The sequence below is a fragment of the Sedimenticola hydrogenitrophicus genome (assembly GCF_029017505.1).
GTDB classification, from domain to species: Bacteria; Pseudomonadota; Gammaproteobacteria; order Chromatiales; family Chromatiaceae; genus Sedimenticola; species Sedimenticola hydrogenitrophicus_A.
On sequence record NZ_JAQGEI010000031.1, the window covers coordinates 1 to 21,014 of the forward strand.

Here is a 21,014-nt window from a genome sequence, read left to right on the forward strand (position 1 = left end):
CTCAGCCTCGGATGACAGTTGCATCTGTAAAAATTTGCGTTTTTTCTTTTTGGAGACCACTCGCTCATCTACCCCCAGGACCCTCACCTCGACCGGGGGAGTGTCTGCACAGATTAAATCTAGCGCTGCCAGGGCGATTTTTATCGATCCCAGGCCGGGGTCCAGGATGGGGATCTCGGGCACCGACAGCAGATCCAGGGCTTTGTGCTCGATCGCTTCCTCTCCGATTTCCTTTGCCAGTTCACCGAATTTTCCCCCCTGCTCAACCTGCTGCGCTCGCGACCGAATTTTCAGCTCGATGGTGGTCCGCCGCTCCTCTGGTAGCTGTTTTGTTTTTGTTTGGGGCGCAGGGGTTGGTTTAGGTTCGGGGAGGGCGGCCTGGGCCCCTGCCAGGGCTTGATCCCTGGCCGATGGATAATCCGGGGCGGTCCAACGGGCGGGGATCTGCGCGGGGCGTAGCTCGCTTTTCTGTTCACTGGTGAGATGTGGCCATATCAATCGATAAACAGTTTCGCCTCCCGGCAGCCAGAGGGCGATCACGCCCTTTTTTGTCGCCTTCAAGCTGGACGCGATTTCATCCGGGCGGATCACAGGTTCCTCGTGTCGTTGGTATTGATCCGTGCGGCTGGGGGACTCTGTTGAATACAAGGAATAGACCGGGGCGGAGTAGCTGGGTGCGTATTTTTTGAAAACCTTGGTGCCAATGAGATCTGATATCCACTGAGGTGTTTCCACGCCTTGCGTACGGGTGATGATGTACGAACCCACCATGCTGGCCCAGGTCTCCATTGTGTCGGCGCCGTAGAGGCTTTTGATCTGTGCCAGATCCTGTGCACCAATCACAATTCGGATACCCTTGGATCGCCCGACCTCCAGGAACTGGCTGAAGTTATCCAACTTGGAAAGCTGTATAAACTCATCGAGGAACATCCACACGCGCCGCTCGTCGGGCCTCACGTCCGTTATCGCCGGGGAGTTCATCTCGCGACTGAACGCATTAATCAGTGCTTGGGAAACACCCTTTTGAAGCTGCGAAAACCGCTGGTTACCCTGCAGGATAATGGTACTGGGTCCCTTGTAATCGTCCTGCAGCCAATCGCGAATTGAGAATTTTGTTGGTGGCTGACAACGTCCCCAGGCGTCGGCCAAATCGAAGATCGGGGCCATGAATGAAATAAGGTTAGTTAAAACTGACTGAGTTGTTTTGCTGGCCACGTCCTCCAGAATCGCCGAGGCTTCGGGGTTGTATTGCTGGACCGCTTTTTTAAGACCAGGCCCACCGCTGGCAGCCGCCGAAGCCAAGTCCAGAAAACCCCATCGACCAGGATTTTCAACCTGGCATTTGCGCACCATGGCGACTAGCACCTGCCGCGCGGCATTCGACCACATCGGGTCTTTGCCCTCAGCAATCAGGGCGGCCGCAAATTCCCGCGAGTCCGCTTTGTTTTGTACGTCCCTGGCCACGTCCCAGGCTGCCCCGCGTTTGTCCCAGGGGGCCACCAGAATGGCAGTGCCTCCGGCTTCAGAATCAAAATCCAACGCTTTAGTCACGTCACTCTTGTTATCGAAAATGATACTCTTGTCGCCTCTTGCTCGCGCTTGGTCGATCAGCGGGCGGATGATGGTACTTTTACCGCCACCCGGTGCGCCCAAGACCAAAAAATGACGGGTTTCACGCTCCATGCTGAGCGGGATGCCGGGGAAAATATCCAGGCCTCGGCCGTGGATTTTGACCTCTGCGCGGGCCTCCCACAGGGCCTCGCGGGGGCTGTCTGAGATTGTCCGTCCAGCCAGCTGGACCTCCGCCGGCGACGTGGTGATCCGGATCATCCAGCGGGCCACCACGATGACCACCAGCAGGGTGGCCACCAGGGTGATGATTAGGCCCTGGATGATCGAGGGGGGCAGGGTATGGCCCTGGAACGCCAGGTCCGGGATGGCGATAAACAGATTTTTGGTTACCGGCCAAACTGGGAGAGTCAGCCAATATTTCAGGTAGGCGGCCCAGGCCCCAGCCAACGTGGCCACGCTGGCCAGCAGGCTGACCAGCAGGGTGAGGCCCATGTCTGGGGTTGGGGTGTCTCGGGCAATGGTGGCGCGGGTGATGCTCATGATTCGCCCTCCTGCAGGTATGGCCATCTGGTCAAGTTGGCCACGTGCGGCGCGGGGTCGATCCCCCGGCGTAATAGTTGCGTCTGCAACCGCTTATTGGTGGTGAATTCCCAATGTTTCAGCAGGGAGGAGAGCCGGTGGCGAGCGAGGTATTTCCGCCGCTCGGGCGACGGGCGGCGCATGTCTGCGGGGGGCTCAAATTTATTCATTTCAGGGCCTCTCTGATGACCTGCTGGGCGCTGGCCGGCAGGCGCGGCCAAGCTTTTTTAAGGCCCTGGGCCAGGTTCAGGTCTTCGCGGCTGGGTTGGTTGTGGACCAGCCAGGCGGCCGTGCCGGAGGCCACCATCAGCCCCAGCAGGGCAGGGCCCACCCAGTGGGCAATTTTGTGTAGCCAGGTGCCCCGGCTGGCCCGCGATAGCGCCCGCCGAGTCTCGTCCGCCATCAGCTGGCGCACCTCATCTCCCAGGCCCTCGGGCACCTCCTCACGGGCCACCAGGGCGGCTTGTCGGAGCGAGCGGGTGGCCGCCAGGCTGGTCTGATGAATCCGGGCGGTGGCCGACCGCTGGGCGGTCTCCAGTTCACGGACGGATTCCAGCTGCCATTCGTGGAGCAGGCCCGCCTGGTCCACCAGTGACCAGATGGGATCGTCGGGGTGAACCTGGTGAGTGCTAGCCCAGCGGAGCAGTGTCTCGCGGCGCTCGGGAGGGAAATTGGACAACACAACGTCCTGGGCTGATTCATTCACAGATTCGGTCACAATGGTTTCCTCAATGAATTGGTGGGGGTGGGGCTATTGGTGGTTTTGTTGCCTTGCGTCTCGGCGGGCGTCTCGGCGGTGGGGGGATCCGCCTTCAACCGTTGGTCGCCGCCGGCGCGGTGCATTCGTCGCGCGCGATACAGGCCGGAGTCGAATTCGCCGAGTGACCAACCAAACACCTGTGCCAACGCAGCCCGGCCGATACCGCGCTGCAGCGCCTCCTCGATCTGATCCAGATGGTTCAGGATCATCCGAGTTTTGGTGATTCTCGGGCCGCCCGCAGTTGCGCCTGTGGTGGCGGACTCGATCAGCCGTTTGAGCTCCTCGTTGATCGATCGGCTACTCATCGTCACCACCTCTACCCACCAGCCCGGCAGCCTCAATGATTGGCTCGAACGCGGAGAGCCAGCGATGCAGGATCGAGCGATCAACGAGGAACAGCCCCGGTTCCTCGCCGGAGATCAGCGGCCCTAGAGGGCCGCTGCCCCGGATTTTTTCAACTGTCCGCCCGGTGAGTTCGGCGAAATCAAGGGCTTGGCCTCCAGCTGATATCCATGCTTCCTGGTGGCCATCCCTGGTCCAGGGCCACCGATTGGGATCGCCAAATGCCAGATTGCGCAACGCGATTTTGCGGTCTGAGACTCCGGCCAGCCCGGCGCTCAGGGATTCAATGGCAGACGTCGAGGATTCGATGCCTGCGCCTAGGAGGTAAAGGGTGACCACCTCCCAGCCTGCTGCATCGCACACCGCCCGGATCATCGCGGCTGATCGATCGACCGTGGACGCCGCGCCAGCGGGGAGGTTGACCACAACCGGCCGGCCGGCTAGGTCGTCTAGATTCGATTCAAGGAGCTCCAGGAGCTCCCCGATGGCCTCCTCGGAGAGGTCCGGGCGGCTCAATGGGATCTGGACACCATCGATCACGCCTCTGTACCGGGAGGCCACGTCGGGGATGCCCGTGTCGCCTTCGATCAGGAATGGATTGAGGCCCAGCCCACGGCAGTGCTCGATGAGAGCCATGGCGCTCATTGATTTGCCGACTCCACCTTTTTCTCCATGCACAAAAATAATATTCATCTCGTTTTCCTCCGGTTGTTGAGTGGCCCCGATTCAAAACCCGGGGCGCCCCTCATCAGTCAATAATGGCCATCAGTGTAGGGGGGACAGACCAGCGGCAGTGCACACGCTGCCGGCGATGTCAAGGCATTCCAGGATCACCTGAACCTTCTCCCTGGATTTTCCATGGTTCCTCGGGCACTCCAGCACAAGGGTGAACATGACAGCGAGCGCATCCCCGATTTCCTGGCACGTTGGCAGCAAGTTTGTGGGCCTCGGCAGGTGTTGGTGTTACGTTCATCAGGTGTGCTCCACTGGTTGTTGTCATGATGTGTGCCCAGTATACACTGCAAATCCACTAAAACTATTGAAAATCAAATAGTTACAACACTTCACAACACACTACAGAGAACAACAATAGGCAACTGTGATGCACTACGAACAACAAACGGAGGCGGAAAAAAACGAGGGTTATTGATCTAGATCAGCAAAACCAGCCGCGCAGACCTCGCGCCTAGGCGGCTGAATCTCGCTCAAACTGCGCGAACACCTCGCATGGGGGGCGCATAGCCACGCGCCAGGGTGGCGCGTGGTGCATTGGGTATGCACCGAATAGGCTCGGAATGTCTGCGGTCTCTGTTGCTCTCCCCGTCGGCGCAGCCGTCGGGACACCCTTGGTGGGTCGGGTGTGGTCCTCTTGCTCTTGCTCTTGCTCTTGCTCTTGCTCTTGCTCTTGCTCTTGCTCTTGCTCTTGCTCTTGCTCTTGCTCTTGCTCTCACTACGCCTTTAGCCGCAAACTTGCGGATTATGCCCATATAGGTATAATTGCAGTATGGAACAAAAAAACAAAGCGCTGGTCTGGGTCGGCTCTGCCAAGAAAGACCTCAAGTCGATGCCGGACGATGTGCAGGACACCTTTGGGTACGCCTTGCACCTGGCGCAAACCGGCAAAAAGCACCTGCAGGCAAAACCGCTCAAGGGCTTCGGGTCAGCTGGGGTGTTGGAAGTGGTCGAGGACGACGCCGGCAGCACGTACCGGGCCGTGTACACGGTGCGGCTCTCCGACGCTGTGTATGTCCTCCACTGCTTCCAGAAGAAAAGCACGCGAGGCATTGCCACGCCAAAGCCCGATCTGGACTTGATACGCGAGCGGCTGAAGGCGGCGGAATCGCACGCCAAAGGAGAACGGAAATGATTAAGTTTGAACAAAGCACCGGGAACGTCTACGCCGACCTTGGCCATGAAGACGCCGACGAAATGCTGGTCAAGGCCCAGCTCGCCACCAAGATCGCTGAGATCATCAAGGCCCGGAAGTGGACCCAGCAGAAAGCCGCCGATGTGCTCGGGCTGTCACAACCCAAGCTCTCCAAGATGCTGCGCGGTCAGTTCCGGGGAATCAGCGAAGCCAAGATGCTCGATTGCCTGGCGCGGCTCGGCCGGGACGTGCAGATCGTCGTCGGCCCAGCTCGCCGCAACACCTCGGCGGGCCGCATTGCCGTGGTGTTCTCAGCATGATTCCACCTGGATCTGGTGGCCGATGGAGAGTTTTCCACCGTTTTGGGCCTCCTAGCTACTTGTTTTTAAATATTTGAAAAAGACTATTTGTAGCAAGCTACTTGTAGGAGCGGTGGACAACCCCGCAAAGCTAGGCGTGGCGCGGGTTTGCTAGCTGTGGAAAAGTTGGGCGCGGGACAGATTACACGTCAAGGCGGGACAGATTACACGTCAAGGCGGGACAGATTACACGTGGAGATTTTCCAGAATCGGCCGCAGTCCCTTGGGTGGTGGGCTTTTTGGTCGCGGGACAGATTACACGTGGATAACTCCTGATACCCACAAGGTTTTCCACAAGCCCGGCTCCGGCCCCGGCCGCGCCGGGGTGAGCCAATCAAGCCTTGGCCTTGGGCAGATTCGACAGCTTGGCCCCGTTGGTGTGGGAAATGTGCAGCTTGCAAGGCGTCAAGGCCAGCCCCACGGGCGTTTCCTGAATGTGGCCCTGTGCTGCCGGGTAAAACAACAAGACTTCTTTCAGGCGCAAACGGAAACGCTTCTTGAAGTCACGAAAGCCCTGATCGGTGCCCGGATAGCCAGCCCCAAACTGGGATTTCAGACCGGCCCACGGCACAAAGGCAGACGTGCGGCCAGACCGGCGCAAAACGAACATCCGATAGGTCAGCCATGTGTAAACGTCCATCGCCAAGGGCGACTTGCTCAATGCGTGGAACACGCGTATATCAATCGGCACGGGCGCGGCCATGACCTCCCTAAAGAAACCCTCGGACAGCTCCAGCGAACTCTCCCAAAGGCCGCGCTGCCCACTGGTCCTGGGGTGCCAGAACACATGCGCCGACTCGGAAATGAGCAAGCGGGCCGATAGGTCGCCGTCGCGACCGTCGGTGTATTCTACGGAAATAACCGCCTTGAACAGGCGCAAGGCCTGATCACGGAAGCGAGTAATGTCGCGGCCGTTATTGTGCAACTTGATGCGTTCCAGAAAGTCGCTTTGCGAGTGTCCCAAAGATAGCGTGCGCTCCTTCGTTTTCACTGCCTCGCTGCAGATCCACGCCAAAATCACGCGGGGAATCGACCCGTAGGGGATGCCATGCCGGCGACTGGTCGGCGCGACTGACAGCGTAAGGCGGCCTGTGTCGCGGCTGTAGATCGTGCCGGCAGGTAACTTCGGGTCTGTATGGGGCAAAGTGGCCTGTGCCAGCGTGCGGGCCATGTACCCAAGCGCGCCGGCCGCCCTCGCTTCCTCCTGCTCGATCTCCAGGGCGTCCCCGATCAACTGGCGATGACGTGGGAGCATTGATTTACCGTTCACTGCTAGGTCAGACTGTTTTTTCGAGACTGACCAGGTATTCTGCGACCAGCCGGGCGGAAACAATTTTGTCTCGGCGATTGGGAATTTTTTTCATTTTTATGGGGAGTGCGCCACGCTGGTCAGCAACCTGTGCAGCTCGGCGGCTGATGGCCAGCACGTCAGCAACATCCTCAATCCTGAGGATCGGCGCGTACCGCTCAACCAGCTGACCCTCCAGCTCTGCAACCCGCCTCGCCCATGATTGAGGATGTTGCTGACGTTGTTCATTTACGTTCATTTGTATGTGCTCCGTTGATGTCCTGAGCAACATTGTGCATAATCGGCAAAAGGTAATGAATTACTTTTATATGGGGCAGTTACCGCATACGCTTACAATAATCGTTGACATGGATCCAAAAATGAGCCGGAATCGCCAAGATTTTTTACAGGAAATGATGGAAAATCGGTTTCAAATTGAAACCGAAAAAGAGGAAAGAGGACCGTTTGATCTACGTGCCGAACTTTTGAAAATCGACGATGAAATCATTATGCGCTCTGTATCTCTGAGCGCCTCAAACTCTCGCCGCCGCGAGATAATCAGACGCGATCGCGCAAAATTAATAGTGGAGTTGGCTGCAGGCAAAAAATCTAAATCAATTTTTCCCAGTTCTGTAATAACTGTTGGGAATGCCGAATTTAGAGTCTTTGTAAAAACGGAAGTCGTTCAACAAATAGTAGATTTAGTTAAGTATTTGAATCGTGCTAAGAGCAAAAACTACCAACAAAAAACGAAAGATCTCGTCAAGGGGTCTGCTCGACGAGAAACCGAGGAATGGATGGAACTCAATGAGGCCGATCCCAATAGATTCGACCAACATTTCAAATTCAGCCTAAAAGAATTTAGGCTTCGGTATATCCGAGAGAATGGTAGGGGATGGGAAATCCCAGACGGCAGTGATTTATGGGTACATGATAACAAGCTCATAAGGACCAACCCCAGTCCGTGGAAATGGCTGGCACCTGCCATCCTGGACTCACAGGAATACATCGGCGTATGTGCATTAGACACCTGCCGGCAGGTTTTTCATAAGATCCGCAAGACCAAAAGCGCCTGCTCTGACCGGTGCAGGCTAACACTCGCCCAGCGTGCCTACAGGAAAAAAGATAAAGGCATATCATGTGCGAAAGCCAAATAATTGCACACACACTGGGAATGCATTGCCTTTACTATTGATAGTATTGGTAATATTATGGACTCTTAATCCATTGGTCGTAGGTTCGAATCCTACATGGCCCACCAATTGGTAACGAAGCCCGGACCTCGCGTCCGGGTTTTTCGTTTTCAGATAGCGCATTCGAACCTGTGACTTCAAACAAGCCAGGTTCGACAGCGTAGCCGCTTTCCCTTTCGAAATTTCTATCGACTCATACCTTCGACAAAGTTGTCGATCAGCATGCAGGCCATCTCCCCGGTACTCTGCCCTCCGGCCAGATCGAGCCGCTGGCGGATCTTCAAAATGCAGATGCCGTGCACACTCGCCCATAAAACCCTCGCCGCCTGGCTGATGGTTTTGTCGTCCTGGTTGCCAACCGTCGATGCCAGCGTCTCTTCGACCAGGCCAAATACCTGGCCCAGCTTCTCCAGGTACCAATCCGGCATCACCTCATCCTTGCCAGCCACATATTCAAGCAACATGTTCCAGCGCGGGGATTCCGCTTCCGCGTAATCGATGTAGGCGGTCGCCAGGGCATACAACGCCTTCTTGCCTGAATAGCTATGGCGCTTTTCATCCAGCATGCGTTGATAGAGTTGATCCAGGGTCCGGCCGTTGAGCTGAAATACCAGGTCATCAAGGTTCTCGAATACCAGATAAAGGGTCCCCACGGTGTAGCCAATTGCGGCGGCAACCTTGCGTGCGGTCAACGCCTTGAAACCACCCTCGGCAACAATGGCCTCGGCGGCGCCCAGCGCCAGTTGGCGTATCTCTTCACGGCTGTGATCGCTGCGGCGGCCCATATTTCGTACCTGGTCTGGGAAAGGATGGCGTCAGTTTAGCGAAGCATTGAACATTGTTCAATTGTGTGCTAAAAGCTGTAATTGAACATCGTTCAATAAAGCCAGAGGCCCCATAGGGGTCTCTTGCCGGGATTAAATTAAACATAGTTTAATTAAACGGAGCCTGATCATGAGACTAATTGAATACATACCTTGGAAGCGTGCAATCATTGCCTTTACCTTGCTGTTACTGGGACACACGGCGCTTGCAGCCGGTCTGCTCTCTCCCAGTGACGGCAGTCTGCCTCCACTGGGAATCAAGGAACACCATGTTTCCGTGGTGGTCGAGGACGGCTATGCCGTCACCACAGTGGAGCAGACTTTCCATAACCCCCATGCCCAGGATCTGGAGGCGGTCTACTCCTTTCCGGTACCGGAGCATGGCGCGGTATCCGAATTCACTTTGTGGATAGATGGCAAACCCGTCTCCGGAGAAGTGCTGGAGAAAAAAGCGGCGCGTCGGGTTTATGAGGAGGAGAAGTCGGCCGGGCGCGATGCCGGTATTACCGAGAAGGAGAGCTACAAGACCTTCGACATCAGTGTGGCGCCGGTGCGGGCCGGCGGCGATACGCGTATTCGCCTGGTTTATATACAGCCTGCCGTCGTGGATACGGGTATTGGCCGATATGTCTACCCCCTCGAGGAGGGCGGTGTGGATGAAGAGAAACTGGCCTTCTGGACGGCCAACGAAACGGTTGAGGAAGCGTTCAGTTTCCGCTTGCTGCTGCGCTCTTCCTATCCGGTGGATGCCCTGCGTTTACCCAATCAGGCCGCTGCACAGGTCCAGCAGCTGCCCGATGGGGATTGGCTGGTTGAATTGGCAAACAGCGCCGGTGCCAGAAAAGAGGAGGGTGCCCAGGGCAACTCCTTCAATCCGCAACAGCCGCAGTCCGGTGCGGCGTTTACCCTGGATAAGGACCTCGTGGTCTATTGGCGCCATCAGGCCAATCTGCCCGGCAGTGTCGATCTGGTCACCTATAAGCCGGATCCGAAACAGCGTGGGACCTACATGCTGACCATCACCCCGGGGGATGACCTTAAACCGATAACCGAGGGGCGTGACTGGGTTTTTGTACTGGATATCTCGGGATCAATGAGTGGCAAGTACGCGACGCTGGCGAACGGTGTGGAGCGGGCGCTTGCAAAGCTGCGTCCCGAAGACCGGTTTCGTATCGTGCTGTTCAACAACACCGCGCATGAGCTGACCCGGGGATATGTCAACGCCACCCGGGAAGCCGTTCAACACTACGCCAGCCAGGTGGCAGGTATCCAGCCGGGAAACGGCACCGATCTGTATGCCGGGCTGAAAAAAGGGCTCAACTCACTTGAAGCGGACCGTACCAGCGCCATCGTGCTGGTGACCGACGGCGTTGCCAATGTGGGGGAAACGGCGCAGCGTAAATTTATCGAGCTGATCCGGAAAAAAGACACCCGGCTGTTCACGTTTATCATGGGCAACAGCGCCAATCGCCCCATGCTCGAGGCCATGACCAGGGCCTCCGGCGGTTTCGCGGTCAGCATCTCCAACAGCGATGATATCGTGGGTCAGTTACTCACCGCCGTCAGCAAGGTCGGGCACCAGGCGTTGCATGGTGTGGAGTTAAAGATCAAGGGCGTCAAGACCGCCGATATCACACCCAGGGAGATAGGCAGCCTGTATCGGGGACAGCAACTGGTGCTGTTCGGACACTACTGGGGAGAGGGGGATGCCGAGGTGGAGCTGAGCGGCCGGATATCCGGTACAGACAAGATATACCGGACGCGCTTTGCCTTTCCGGCCATCGGCAAGGAGAATCCGGAGATCGAACGGTTGTGGGCATATGCTGCCATCGAAGAGATGCAGACCGAAATGGAGAATTTCGGTGAGCAGCCCGATATCAAACAGGCGGCGACCGATATCGCCCTGGAGTACAACCTGGTGACCGATTACACCTCCATGGTGGTGTTGCGGGAGGAGCAGTTTCAGGCCAGGGGCATCGAGCGCCGTAACCAGCAGCGCCTTACCAATGAGCAGGCGGCACAGCAACAACGTGCCCAACGCCCTGTGGTGTCGCGGCGTGTGGATACCCGGCAGCCCCTGTACACCCAGTCGCGGGCCAGTCACAGTCGGGGCGGCGGAGCCATGGACCCCTGGAGCCTCCTGCTCCTCCTGCCACTGCTGGTCATATACGTCGCTCGAAATCACCGGGTGAAGCCTGATGGCGGTTAATGCCGGGACAACGACGGGCCACGGCAGCAACGGGCTGCCGTGGCTCTCGTTCGGGTTGGCACTTGTGGCGACAGGGCTGTACCTGTTGGCGGGGCCCGCGCCGGAGGCACTGGTGTACGGGCGCGAGGAAATTTTACAGGGGGATTGGTGGCGGCTGCTTAGCGGTCACCTGGTGCACAGCGATGTTCCCCATGCCCTCTGGGACATCCTCGCCCTTGGTCTTAGCGCATCCATTCTGGAGCGGCGGGACAGAAAGCGGCTCTGCCGGGCGATGCTGTTCAGTTTGCTGTTTCTGGATGCCTGGCTTTGGTGGGGAGTGACGGATCTGGATTATTATTGCGGTCTGTCCGGCGTACTCAATACACTGTTGACGCTGGTGTTCTGGCAGCTATGGCGCGATAACCCGCATCCCCTGATTGTTGTCGCCGGGTTGGGTTACATGGGAAAACTGGTTGTTGAAACTGTGTTGGATCAAGCTCTATTTACCAGTACCGCCTGGCCGGGTTTGCCCGGCATTCATATGGCCGGTGTGACTGCCGCGGGGATGTTTCTCCTGTTCGAACATCGCCGAGCTACTCAGCGTGCTGTTCGATGGTGCCTCGATGATCCGGCGAACGCGCGGCGCATTTTCACGCGACCTCTTTCCGGGTCAGTTCAGCGTTGTCAGTCGCCGGAGCAGGTCGCCCCAGCCATGCGTGAAGATGACCAGTAGCGGAACCAGCGTGGCGAAGGCGTAGAGCACGTGGCGGATGTGGGCGTTGGCGCGGGTCATCTCCATGTAGTGGTCGATCACCATCCGCCCCTTGACCGCGATCAGGCCGGCCACCAGCAGGGTCAGCGGCCAGCCGGCGTGCCCGGTTTCGGCGAACCAGGCCCCGGCCAGGGTGAGGGCGATCAGCAGCAGCCAGACTCTCTCCGCATGCCCCATGCTCACCTCAGTACGTAGAAAAAGGGGAAGATCACCAGCCAGATGACATCGGTGGTGTGCCAGTAGACCGCCGCCGCTTCCAGTCCGCTGTAATCGGTTGACGAGTAGCTGCCGCGGCTGGTCCGCAGTGCGACCCAGGCGAGTCCCAGCAGGCCCCAGAAGACATGCACCAGGTGATTCAGCGTGAGGTAGTAATAGACGGTGTAGAAGATACCGGTCTCGCCGTCGATGCCGTGCGCGATGTTCCAGCGGATCTCGAAGTACTTCACCAGCGGATAGCCGCAGCCGAGCAGAAACGCCAGCGCGATCCAGCGAAACGCCGCGCCGGAGGCGTCCCGGCGTATCGACTCGACCGCCTTGACCATGCAGTAGCCGCTGGTCAGCAGCAGCATGGTGATGGTCACCCCGGCCAGGGTGACCAGTTTGTCCGGTCCAGTTTGAAACGCCTCGGGGTGATGGGCCTTGGCCACGAAGTAGACAATGAACAGCAGCAGAAACTCCACCAGCACACAAAAAATGCCGACCCAGATGCCGCTGTTTCCGGGCACCCGGTTATCGGTGTCGATTTTGGCACCAGGGAGTGTGGCGAGGGGGGCTGCGCAGGCGGGGTCCATGGTGTCCATTATTCATGAACACCCTCAGGTAGAGCCATGACAAAGGTCAAACCGTGGCCGCACCCGCCGCAGACCGTGGGTTGATGCCGGGTGGGATCGTCGCTCCCGGTGCCACCGCCAGCGCTTGGGGCGTCAGGGGGCCGATATCCCCCCCGGGTTGTGCCCGCGCCGGATCCTCAGATGAGCTTCATGTGGTTGGTGTAGATCGGGTTGTCGTGGGGAAAATAGTCGCGTATCGCAGCGACATAGCGGTCGAACGGATTGTCCACCTGGTTGATCTGTTTTCTTCTGTGCTTTGGCAGGTCGTAGCTGTTGAACCGCACGGTAAAGGGTACCGGATAGTCGGTGCCGAACAGGAGTCTGTGATGCACATCGGTCTGTTCGGACAGGTGTCTTAATGCCCGTGCCCGCATGGGGGCCAGGATCGCAGAAATATCCGCATAGAGATTGGGGTACACTGTCAGTCTCTCCAGCAGCTGAAAGTAGTCCGCATCGAAAAAGCGGGGATCTTTTGACACATTTCGCCAGAGTTGCAGTTTGTAATTCAGCCGTCCCAGTCCCATGTGCGCGGCAATCACCGTGACGCCGGTGGCCAGGGGCAGGTCGAGCATCCCGATCCCCTCGTACTGGCTGAAGGAGTCGATGCTGTACTCGCTGCCGACATGGATGATCAGCGGGATGTTGTGTGCCTTGATCTTTTCGTAGTAAGGGATAAAAAGCTCGTCATTGAGATTCACGCCCCAGTAGTTTTGCAGAAATTTGGCCCCCCGGCAGCCACTCTGGATATGCTGTTCGATCAGCTCCAGGGCATCGGGGCGGCGTGGATTGACCGAGAAGAAGGGGATGAACTGGTCCGGGTGGCGCCTGGCCACGGCAAGCACATCCGCGGTCGTGGCGCAGACCGTCCGGTCGCGATCAATCTCCCGGCCCCGCTCATCCAGGCGTACATCGACCCCGAACAGGCAGCTCTTTTCCACATGGACCGAGTTTTCTATCGATGCCGCCATGGCCGAGACATAGGTCTCGTATGGCTGTCTCAGCAGCTGTTTTGGATCCGCGCCCAGGCTGCGCGCAAACAGCGGGATGGTGATCTTGTCATACAGGCGATGGAAACTGACGCTGGGGTTGAGCAGGTGGGTATGGATGTCAATGGTCTTCATGCTACCCCCGCCGCCAGCGCGATCTCTCTGGCCTTGTTGAAATTGCTTTTCCCGCTGCCCAGCTTGGGAATCGTCTCAACGGCCACCAGTTGGGCCGGTTTCATCAGCGGGCTGAGGTCGGTCTGATTGATCAGTGCCTTGAGTTCATCCTGGGTAATGTTGCCGGCGAACAGCACGATTACTTTCTCACCCTTCTTTTCGTCCGGCACCGCGGTGGCCAGGATCTCCGTATCCTCGGGCAGGCGGGAGCCGATCGCCCCCTCGATAGCCCCCAGGCTGATCATCTCCCCGCCGATCTTGGCGAAACGGGAATAGCGGTCGACGATGGTGAGGAAGCCATCGCTGTCCAGGTGCCCCTTGTCCCCGGTCTTGTACCAGCGCTTGCCCTCCGACTCGACAATCACCTCGGCGGTCTTTTCGGCGTCCTTGAGATAGCCCAGCATCACCTGGGTGCCGCCAAACAGGATCAGGCCGTCCTCTCCGGCCGGCAGCGGTTGCAGGGTGTCCGGATCGACGATGCGGAAACTGCCACCCGGCAGCGGCAGGCCTACGGTGCCCGGCCGGTTTCCTTCCTGAACCTGCCAGCCCCTCGGGTCCAGGCGGTCGGGAATATTGACGCTGGCCACCGGGGTTGTTTCGGTGCTGCCGTAGCCCTCGTAAATCTCCTTGTTGAACTTGAGCTTGAAGGCATCGCGGATCTCGGGATTGAGTCGTTCGGCGCCGGCCACCACCACCCGCAGGGACTCCAGCATCAGGGGATGGACGTGGCGGTTGCGGATGAACAGTCGCAGGAAGGTGGAGGTGCCGCAGAAGATGGTGGCGCGCTGGCGGGCGATCGCCTTGGCAATGGTCAGTACGTCGGTGGGGTCGGGATGGCAGATCGCCGGTATCCCCTCCACCATCGGCATCAGGCCGGTCACGGTCAGGCCAAAGGCGTGAAACAGCGGCAGGCTGGACATGACGATATCCTCGTGACGGGCATCCAGCACATCGGTGACCTGGCGGATGTTGGCCATGATGTTGTGATGGCTCAGGACCACTCCCTTGGGATCACCCTCGCTGCCGCTGGAAAAGAGAATGGCCGCCGGCTGCCGGATATCCACCGGCTTGCCGAACAGGGCGAACAGCAGGCGGGCCGGCAGCAACGTGGAGGCGGTCATCAACAGCAGCTTGGCTGCAGGGGTGATCGCTTCCTTCATCTCTTCCAGATGATGCACCTCGACCCGTGACAGCAGCGGCTCGAGATCGATACCGCGCTGCTGCAGTTTCCTGATAAAGCGGCTGGAGGTGTAGAGGCTGCGGATCTCCGCCTTCTCGACGGCCGCCAGCATCGCTTCGGTGCTGGCGGTGTAGTTCAGGTTGATCACGGTCTTGCCCCTGAGCAGCGCGGCCAGGTTGGTCATCACGCCGGCACTGCTGGCGGGTAACAGTAGCCCGATATGCTGTTCCGGGCTGCGTTTGCGGATCAGTCTGGACAAGCCGATTACCCCGGTGAGCACCTTGTGCCCGGTCAGCGGCATTCCGCCCTGGGCATCCCTGAGACAGGTTTTCGCGCCCATGCGTTTGGCGCTGCGCATCCAGGCCAGCGGGATGCTGTCCAAGCCCTGGGTGTACTGCTCCCAGCTGTCGATGGAGAGCTCGAACACCTGCTGCTTGAGCGCGTCGGCGGGCGTGGTCATCGGCAACGGTTTGCCGAAGGCGACGATGACGTTGCTGCGAAGACCGCTGTTGCGAAGCTCCTGCAGTTTTTTGCTGGAGCGTGAAAAGCGGCTGCCCCAGAGGCCGCGCAGGTAGAAGGGCAGGATGACCCCCTCCACCCCCTCGACGCAGCGTTCGTAGCCGCGCTTGAACTCGCCCAGTTGACCGTTGCGGCTGATGGCCCCCTCGGGGAACAGGCAGACCACTTCGCCCGCCCGAAGCAGTGCATTGATTGTTTCCAGTGCCTCCTTGCTCTGGCCCCTGGCGATCGGCACCACCCCGAACAGGTCCAGGAACCACTTAATGTACCAGCGCTGGTAGATGGATCGTTCCATGACAAATCGGACCGGCCTGGGGCAGGCAATCTGCACCATCGCCCAGTCCAGCCAGCTGATGTGGTTGCCCAGCAGCAGCACCCCGCCCTGGGCCGGCAGGTTTTTGAAACCGATCACCTCGATACGATGGGTGCTGGAGAACAGGCGCGCGATGACGAAGCGAACCAGGGACTGGGGCAGTTGATAAGTCGTGTAGATGGCCCCGAGTAGTGCCGTCAGCGTCAGCAGATGGAACAGTCCCTGGGTGCCCATGCCCTGGATCGAGAACAGCACGGTCAGGCCGAGAAATCCCAGCATCACCAGGTTCTGCACCCAGTTGTTGCCGGCCAGCACTGTACCCAACTCCTCATCCCGGGCGTGGAACTGGATCAGGGCATTGAGCGGGACGATGAACAGGCCGCCGAACACACCCAGGAACAGGAAATCCACGATCAGCAGTCCGGTCGAGCGCAGTTGCGGGATGAATGACAGGGCGATGACCACGCCCGCCGCGCCCAGCGGGATCAGGCCGGTTTCGATGTAGTGTTTCGAGGCCTTTCCGGCCACCAGCGAACCGACGATAATGCCGATCCCGGTGCAGGCCATGATGCCCTGGATCACCACGGTGTTGTCCAGGCCGAGGGAGGCCTTGGCCAGGGCCGGGAAGGCGGCCAGTACCACTTGGGAGATGCCCCAGAAGACCGACAGGCCGACAATGGAGAGCCAGATGGCACGGCTGCCCCGCAGTTTGCTGACGTTGTCCCGCAGGCAGTGGCCGCTGCGATAGCGCTGCCAGTCGAATTGCAACTCGGGGGCCTCCGCCTGCACCGGCGTCAGTCGCAGGGTGAGCAGGAGTTCGAGCACGGCGCAGGCCACCAGCACCCAGCCGATCGGCGCGATGGCCTGCAGCAGCTGCTGGCTGTCGCTGTAGCGGGTGCCGGCCAGGCGCTGCTCAAACAGCACCGAGAAGACAAAGATGCCGGAAAGAATGGCCACGATCGTCACCGCCTGCACGACGGCATTGGCGGAGGTGAGATTCTCTTTGCCGGTCAGCTCCTTGATGTAGCCGTACTTGGCCGGTGAGTAGAACGCACTCTGCACCGCCAGCAGGAAGGTGAGGCCGAAGGCGAACCGGAACCAGCCCAGGTAGTAGGAGAGGGTGACCAGCAGGGTCAGCGCCACCGCCACGGCGGCGCTGATCTGCATCACCCGCGGTTTACGGAACTTGTCGGAGAGAAAACCCGCCGGCGTGAACAGCAGGATGAACGGCAGCAGGATCAGCCCGTTCACCACGGCGGTGAGGATGATCTGGGTCTGCCCTTCATAGATCTTGAAAATGGTGTCCTGGATCAGGATCTTGTGGCCAAGGTCGATAAAGGCATTGAAAAAGATGATCAGGATGAAGGGAGTGAAGCCGCGCAATTTGGTTAATTTGTCCATGCTCAGTGCCTGGTGAAGGTTAAATATGACATTGGTAACTACTCACGGGATGATTGGCCTGCCTTGCCGGCCTCACACGATGGCTTTTATCCTCGAATCCGGCCCCTTTTTCAGATTCAAGCCTGCCCTTGTTTGAGCGAAGCGAGTTTTGTCCACGGTTGGACTTTTGCCGCGGAGGCCATGGATGGCCGGGAGCGGCTTGGGCAGGCGCTGAAAATGGGGCCGGATTCGAGGCGCCATCAAGATCGGCCAACAAGGCAGGCCAATCACTTATAAACCGGGTGAGTAGTTACTGACATTGGAAAAAGTAATTTTCGGCCTACGCGGGTTCAATCCCATGCCGCATGCCCCTGTTCCGAGGCCAGGGCCTCCATCTGTTGTTCAAGTTGTTGCATCAGCAGTGTGCGGTCACCCTGCCAATAGAGGGCCGGGCCGACAAACACATCACAAAAAAAGGGTACCAGCAGCCCCTCGCCCTTGGGCAGGGATTTGCCCAGGCCGTGCAGGAACACCGGGATGATGGGGGCCGTGGCGTGTGCCTTCGCCAGATGGATGACGCCGCTTTTGAACTTCTGCATCCGTTCCGGCTGGCCGCGTGTGCCTTCGGGGAAAATGATAATAATGTCGCCCTGCTCCAGGGCCGCTTGCACCGGGGCCAGCGGGTCGTGATGGCCATCTCGGTTCTTCCGTTCAATGGGGATGATGCCGATTACCCGGGTGGCGAACCAGGCCAGCAGGGGATTGGCCATGAAGTAGTCGGCCGCGGCCACCGGACGCAGCCGCTGCAGTTGGGCGAGCGGAAACAACGACATCAACACCAGGGTGTCCAGGTGGCTGTTGTGGTTGGCGACGACGATCGCCGGTCCGGTGGCGGGCAGGTGTTGCCGATGGCGGATATTGAGGCCGAGTATGATCAGCACCAGGGGGCGCACAATGCAGGTGAAGAAGAGCAGCTTAGGCCAGTCTTTCATGATTTCCATCTCCCGCCATCAGTAGTGCCCATCAGTAGTACAAGTAGTAGAGGTAATGGAAAAACAGCGGCGCGGTAAAGGTGAGGCTGTCCACCCGGTCGAGTATGCCGCCGTGCCCCGGCAGCAGGCTGCCGCTGTCCTTGATGCCGATATCCCGTTTTACCGCCGAGATCACCACGTCACCCAGAAAGCCGGAGAGGCCGATGATCAGGCCGGCGCCCACTGCCTCGATCGGGTTAAGCGGTGTCAGGAAGGGGGCGCTGGCGAGGGCGACCGCCAGGGTCGTGGCACAGCCGCCGATCAGTCCCCCCCAGGTCTTGCCGGGGCTGACCCGGGGCACCACCTTGCGCCTGCCATAGCGCTTGCCCCAGACATACTGGGCCACATCGTTGAGTTCGGTCAGCAGCACCAGGTAGATCAGCAGGCCGACACCGCCGGCGGGGGCAACGTCCTCCGGCAGCGCCAGCAGATAGGCGGCGTGGCTGATACTGAACACCGTCATCATCAGCCCCCAGTGGATCGTACCCATGGAGCGCAGGAAATCCTCGGTTTCGCCGATCAATACCTTGCGTGCGGAGATAACCAGCAAGGCGTAGACGGGTATAAAGATGATGAACATGCCGTACCAGCCGATCGCCGCCCAGTAGTACTGCAGTGGGATGGTCAGGTAGGCCCAGAACAGCACCCGCCGGTCGGAGCGTCGGGTGGGGATCAGTGACAGGTACTCCTTCAGGGCCAGGAAACTGATGAAACCGAGCAGCCAGGTGGTGACGGTCGCTCCCAACAGCACGGCGGCGGAGAACAGACTGACCATGATCCACCAGGAGCGGACGCGAAGTGTGAGTTCGCCGGCGGTCGGCAGTTGGCGCCTTTTTTCGATCAGGTGGGCGGCCGGTGTGGCGAGGATCAGGATGCCGAAAACGCCGGCCAGCGCCCACAGGGCGTGGGGATGGAAGTTCATGCCTGCCTCCCGCCCAGCAGGGCATGGCGAACCCGGTTAAGAACGGTAAGCAAGGCCAGCACGGCAGCCAGCGCCAGCAGTAGCATCAGCCAGGGGCCCGGGGAGAAGCCCAGACCCAGGAGCAGACCGATGGCGCCGAACAGCAGCGCGCGGTCGCTTTTACCGAAGGGGCCGTCATACCGACGCTCTGCCCCGATCTGGATCGCCTGGATGCCGGCAAATTCGGTCAGGATGGCGAGGAAAACCAGTAACACGACCAACGTAGCGGGTACGCCGGGCACCAGTGCCAGCGGCAGGTAGAGGGCGGCATCGGCCAACACATCCCCCAGTTCGTTGAGCACGGCACCGAGGCGGGATTGCATCCCGTGCTCCCGGGCCAGCATGCCGTCGAGGGCGTTGAGCGCCATGCGCACCAGCAGCACCGCGGGCAGCAACAGCAGCGGCCAGGCTTCGGTTGCATAGAGTGCCAGGGCGGTGCCGTTGGCGAGCGAGAGCAGCAGGGCGGCCAGGGTAATCTGGTTGGGGGTGATGCCGCCGGCGGCCAGGCGGGCACAGAGCGGTCGCAGCAGGCCCTGAAAGGCCGGTTTGAGATCATAGATGCTAGGCATGAGCCGTCCCCTTCCTGGTGATCATATCCGTGTTTGCAGTGTCCGCGATTAGTGTACCCAGAGCGTAATCGTCCAGCACTATACCAGAACGGTGTTCCCTGGTGTATCGGTAGGCCGATTCCAGGCTCATGCCCTCACTCATCAGGTAGGCGATCGCCACCAGGGCGCAACGGGAGAGTCCCAGGCTGCAGTGAATGTAAACCCCGGTGCGGTGTTGGCGGATAAAACGCACGGCGGCCTGAAGTGCCTGGCGATCGGGTGTGGCGAAGTCGAGCAGGGGGGCGTGGTGGTAATGGAGCTCGCCCCAGCGCTTCGTTTCGGCGGTTTCCGGAGCCAGGTCCAGGACTGCGCCGACTCCCAACTGCTTGAGGCGGGCCGCCTCGCTGGCGGTGAGGCGGCGACCGAAATAGATGCCGTCACTGAGGTGGTTCCAGGGCGAGACACGGGAGCGAAAGTAGCGCCAGGTCAGGTGCGTGCCGATCAGGTAGGGGGCGAACAGCAGCCGGGTGACCAGGCAGTGCCGGCCGTGGCGTTTCTGCAGGAAATCGGCCCGGCCGCCGGCATAGGCGCCGGCCACCAGTGCCAGGGTTAGTATCGGATAGAGCAGCAGCCAGCCCCATTCCCAGTCCCGGCTCAGCAGGGCCAGGGCGAGCGCGGCCAGGGCGCCCGCCCCGTAGCGAATCGCCATACGCGCCGACTGCCGGTTGACTACCGCGCCCGGTGCGTCATTCAAGGGGATGGTATGCATCACCAGCAGGCCGACCAGCAAGCCGCCAACGAGATCGATGAAATGGTGCTGATAGACCGTCAGGGTGGAGAGGGCGATCAACCAGAACCAGAGGCCCAGCAGGCTGCGGCCCCAACCGTCGGCCATGCGTCTGACCAACGGCCAGTAGATCAGGCTCAGACTGACGTGCAGCGAGGGGCACTGGTTGTAGGGCAGGTCGAGTGTGAGCAGGTTGAATAGTCCGCCAACCCAGCCGCTGGTCTCGGGACGGACAAATCCGAACTGCATCGGCTGGAGCAGAAACAGCAGGCAGGAGATGCCCAGGGCCAGCAGTATCCGTCCGGCATGGCCATACAGCTCCCGTCGATCCCTGAGCCAGAAAAAGCTGAGAATGAAGAAGATATCCAGCGACAGGTAGGGCAGGATGGTCCAGCCGAGGAAGGGTATCCGTTCCTCCCACGGCAGATACAGGCTGGGCAGTCCATTCAGCTCGGCGCTCAGGCTGTTGGTGGTGCCGTAGACCAGGAAGAACAGACCGCCCAGCCCGAGCGCCCAAAACAGTTTTTCCCAGTGAGTGGGCGTTGCCTTCGGGTTGTCCAT

20 protein-coding genes are annotated in these 21,014 nt (G+C 59.5%); 5 read left to right on the top strand and 15 right to left on the bottom strand.

The genetic code is table 11. From position 1 onward, the window contains the following. The 4 genes from O9K64_RS17310 to O9K64_RS17325 form a co-directional block, all read right to left on the bottom strand. Positions 1 to 2,112 (bottom strand): type IV secretion system DNA-binding domain-containing protein (locus O9K64_RS17310; RefSeq protein ID WP_275099363.1); only part of this gene is annotated, 2,112 nt, incomplete at its 3' end. 205 nt (positions 2,113 to 2,317) lie between these two features. After that, positions 2,318 to 2,869: a hypothetical protein gene (locus tag O9K64_RS17315; RefSeq protein ID WP_275099364.1), complete on the bottom strand. Its 552-nt coding sequence runs from the start codon at positions 2,867 to 2,869 to the stop codon at positions 2,318 to 2,320. Further along, complete coding sequence (locus tag O9K64_RS17320) at positions 2,866 to 3,216, bottom strand: hypothetical protein (RefSeq protein WP_275099365.1); 351 nt, start codon at positions 3,214 to 3,216, stop codon at positions 2,866 to 2,868. The genes O9K64_RS17315 and O9K64_RS17320 overlap by 4 nt, the downstream gene beginning before the upstream one ends. Further along, positions 3,209 to 3,946, bottom strand: a complete 738-nt coding sequence (locus tag O9K64_RS17325; RefSeq protein WP_275099366.1) for a hypothetical protein — start codon at positions 3,944 to 3,946, stop codon at positions 3,209 to 3,211. Before O9K64_RS17325 ends, O9K64_RS17320 begins: the two co-directional genes overlap by 8 nt. Before the next feature lie 811 nt (positions 3,947 to 4,757). On the opposite strand from O9K64_RS17325, the gene O9K64_RS17330 reads away from it, so the two are divergent. Together O9K64_RS17330 and O9K64_RS17335 are read left to right on the top strand one after the other, a co-directional pair. Beyond that, the gene (locus O9K64_RS17330) at positions 4,758 to 5,120 is read left to right on the top strand and encodes a type II toxin-antitoxin system RelE/ParE family toxin (protein WP_275099367.1); all 363 of its coding nucleotides are present in this window, start codon (positions 4,758 to 4,760) and stop codon (positions 5,118 to 5,120) included. After that, on the top strand, positions 5,117 to 5,440 hold the full coding sequence (locus O9K64_RS17335) for a helix-turn-helix domain-containing protein (protein WP_275099368.1): 324 nt from the start codon (positions 5,117 to 5,119) through the stop codon (positions 5,438 to 5,440). Before O9K64_RS17330 ends, O9K64_RS17335 begins: the two co-directional genes overlap by 4 nt. Before the next feature lie 373 nt (positions 5,441 to 5,813). On the opposite strand, the gene O9K64_RS17340 is transcribed toward O9K64_RS17335, so the two are convergent. Then, on the bottom strand, positions 5,814 to 6,734 hold the full coding sequence (locus O9K64_RS17340) for a replication protein RepA (protein WP_275099369.1): 921 nt from the start codon (positions 6,732 to 6,734) through the stop codon (positions 5,814 to 5,816). Between the two features lie 22 nt (positions 6,735 to 6,756). Continuing rightward, positions 6,757 to 7,026: a hypothetical protein gene (locus O9K64_RS17345; RefSeq protein ID WP_275099370.1), complete on the bottom strand. Its 270-nt coding sequence runs from the start codon at positions 7,024 to 7,026 to the stop codon at positions 6,757 to 6,759. A 55-nt stretch (positions 7,027 to 7,081) separates the two neighbouring features. Here O9K64_RS17345 and O9K64_RS17350 point away from each other — a divergent pair, with 55 nt between their 5' ends. Further along, a complete protein-coding gene (locus O9K64_RS17350) occupies positions 7,082 to 7,924 on the top strand; it encodes a hypothetical protein (protein WP_275099371.1) in 843 nt (280 codons plus the stop codon). Between the two features lie 221 nt (positions 7,925 to 8,145). On the opposite strand, the gene O9K64_RS17355 is transcribed toward O9K64_RS17350, so the two are convergent. After that, a complete protein-coding gene (locus O9K64_RS17355) occupies positions 8,146 to 8,745 on the bottom strand; it encodes a TetR/AcrR family transcriptional regulator (protein ID WP_275099372.1) in 600 nt (199 codons plus the stop codon). Between the two features lie 169 nt (positions 8,746 to 8,914). Here O9K64_RS17355 and O9K64_RS17360 point away from each other — a divergent pair, with 169 nt between their 5' ends. Next, complete coding sequence (locus tag O9K64_RS17360; protein WP_275099373.1) at positions 8,915 to 10,993, top strand: VIT and vWA domain-containing protein; 2,079 nt, start codon at positions 8,915 to 8,917, stop codon at positions 10,991 to 10,993. Continuing rightward, positions 10,983 to 11,705: a rhombosortase gene (gene rrtA / locus O9K64_RS17365; RefSeq protein ID WP_275099374.1), complete on the top strand. Its 723-nt coding sequence runs from the start codon at positions 10,983 to 10,985 to the stop codon at positions 11,703 to 11,705. The genes O9K64_RS17360 and rrtA overlap by 11 nt, the downstream gene beginning before the upstream one ends. Here rrtA and O9K64_RS17370 read toward each other — a convergent pair. The 8 genes from O9K64_RS17370 to O9K64_RS17405 all read right to left on the bottom strand — a co-directional run bounded on the left by O9K64_RS17370 (position 11,643) and on the right by O9K64_RS17405 (position 21,014). Next, entirely contained in the window at positions 11,643 to 11,921 is a 279-nt protein-coding gene (locus tag O9K64_RS17370) for a cytochrome C oxidase subunit IV family protein (RefSeq protein WP_275099430.1), read from the bottom strand. The two genes, rrtA and O9K64_RS17370, sit on opposite strands and share 63 nt — an antisense overlap. A gap of 2 nt (positions 11,922 to 11,923) precedes the next feature. Continuing rightward, positions 11,924 to 12,544, bottom strand: coding sequence for a cytochrome c oxidase subunit 3 family protein (locus O9K64_RS17375; RefSeq protein WP_275099375.1), 621 nt, complete (start codon positions 12,542 to 12,544; stop codon positions 11,924 to 11,926). A gap of 167 nt (positions 12,545 to 12,711) precedes the next feature. Continuing rightward, on the bottom strand, positions 12,712 to 13,695 hold the full coding sequence (locus tag O9K64_RS17380) for an amidohydrolase family protein (protein WP_275099376.1): 984 nt from the start codon (positions 13,693 to 13,695) through the stop codon (positions 12,712 to 12,714). Continuing rightward, positions 13,692 to 17,147: an acyl-[ACP]--phospholipid O-acyltransferase gene (locus O9K64_RS17385; RefSeq protein ID WP_275099377.1), complete on the bottom strand. Its 3,456-nt coding sequence runs from the start codon at positions 17,145 to 17,147 to the stop codon at positions 13,692 to 13,694. Before O9K64_RS17385 ends, O9K64_RS17380 begins: the two co-directional genes overlap by 4 nt. A gap of 329 nt (positions 17,148 to 17,476) precedes the next feature. Further along, the gene (locus tag O9K64_RS17390) at positions 17,477 to 18,118 is read right to left on the bottom strand and encodes a lysophospholipid acyltransferase family protein (RefSeq protein WP_275099378.1); all 642 of its coding nucleotides are present in this window, start codon (positions 18,116 to 18,118) and stop codon (positions 17,477 to 17,479) included. 31 nt (positions 18,119 to 18,149) lie between these two features. After that, complete coding sequence (locus tag O9K64_RS17395) at positions 18,150 to 19,079, bottom strand: phosphatidate cytidylyltransferase (protein ID WP_275099379.1); 930 nt, start codon at positions 19,077 to 19,079, stop codon at positions 18,150 to 18,152. Next, a complete protein-coding gene (locus tag O9K64_RS17400) occupies positions 19,076 to 19,687 on the bottom strand; it encodes a CDP-alcohol phosphatidyltransferase family protein (RefSeq protein WP_275099380.1) in 612 nt (203 codons plus the stop codon). The genes O9K64_RS17395 and O9K64_RS17400 overlap by 4 nt, the downstream gene beginning before the upstream one ends. Next, positions 19,680 to 21,014 (bottom strand): dual specificity protein phosphatase family protein, encoded by a 1,335-nt coding sequence (locus O9K64_RS17405; RefSeq protein ID WP_275099381.1) that lies wholly within the window; start codon positions 21,012 to 21,014, stop codon positions 19,680 to 19,682. The genes O9K64_RS17400 and O9K64_RS17405 overlap by 8 nt, the downstream gene beginning before the upstream one ends.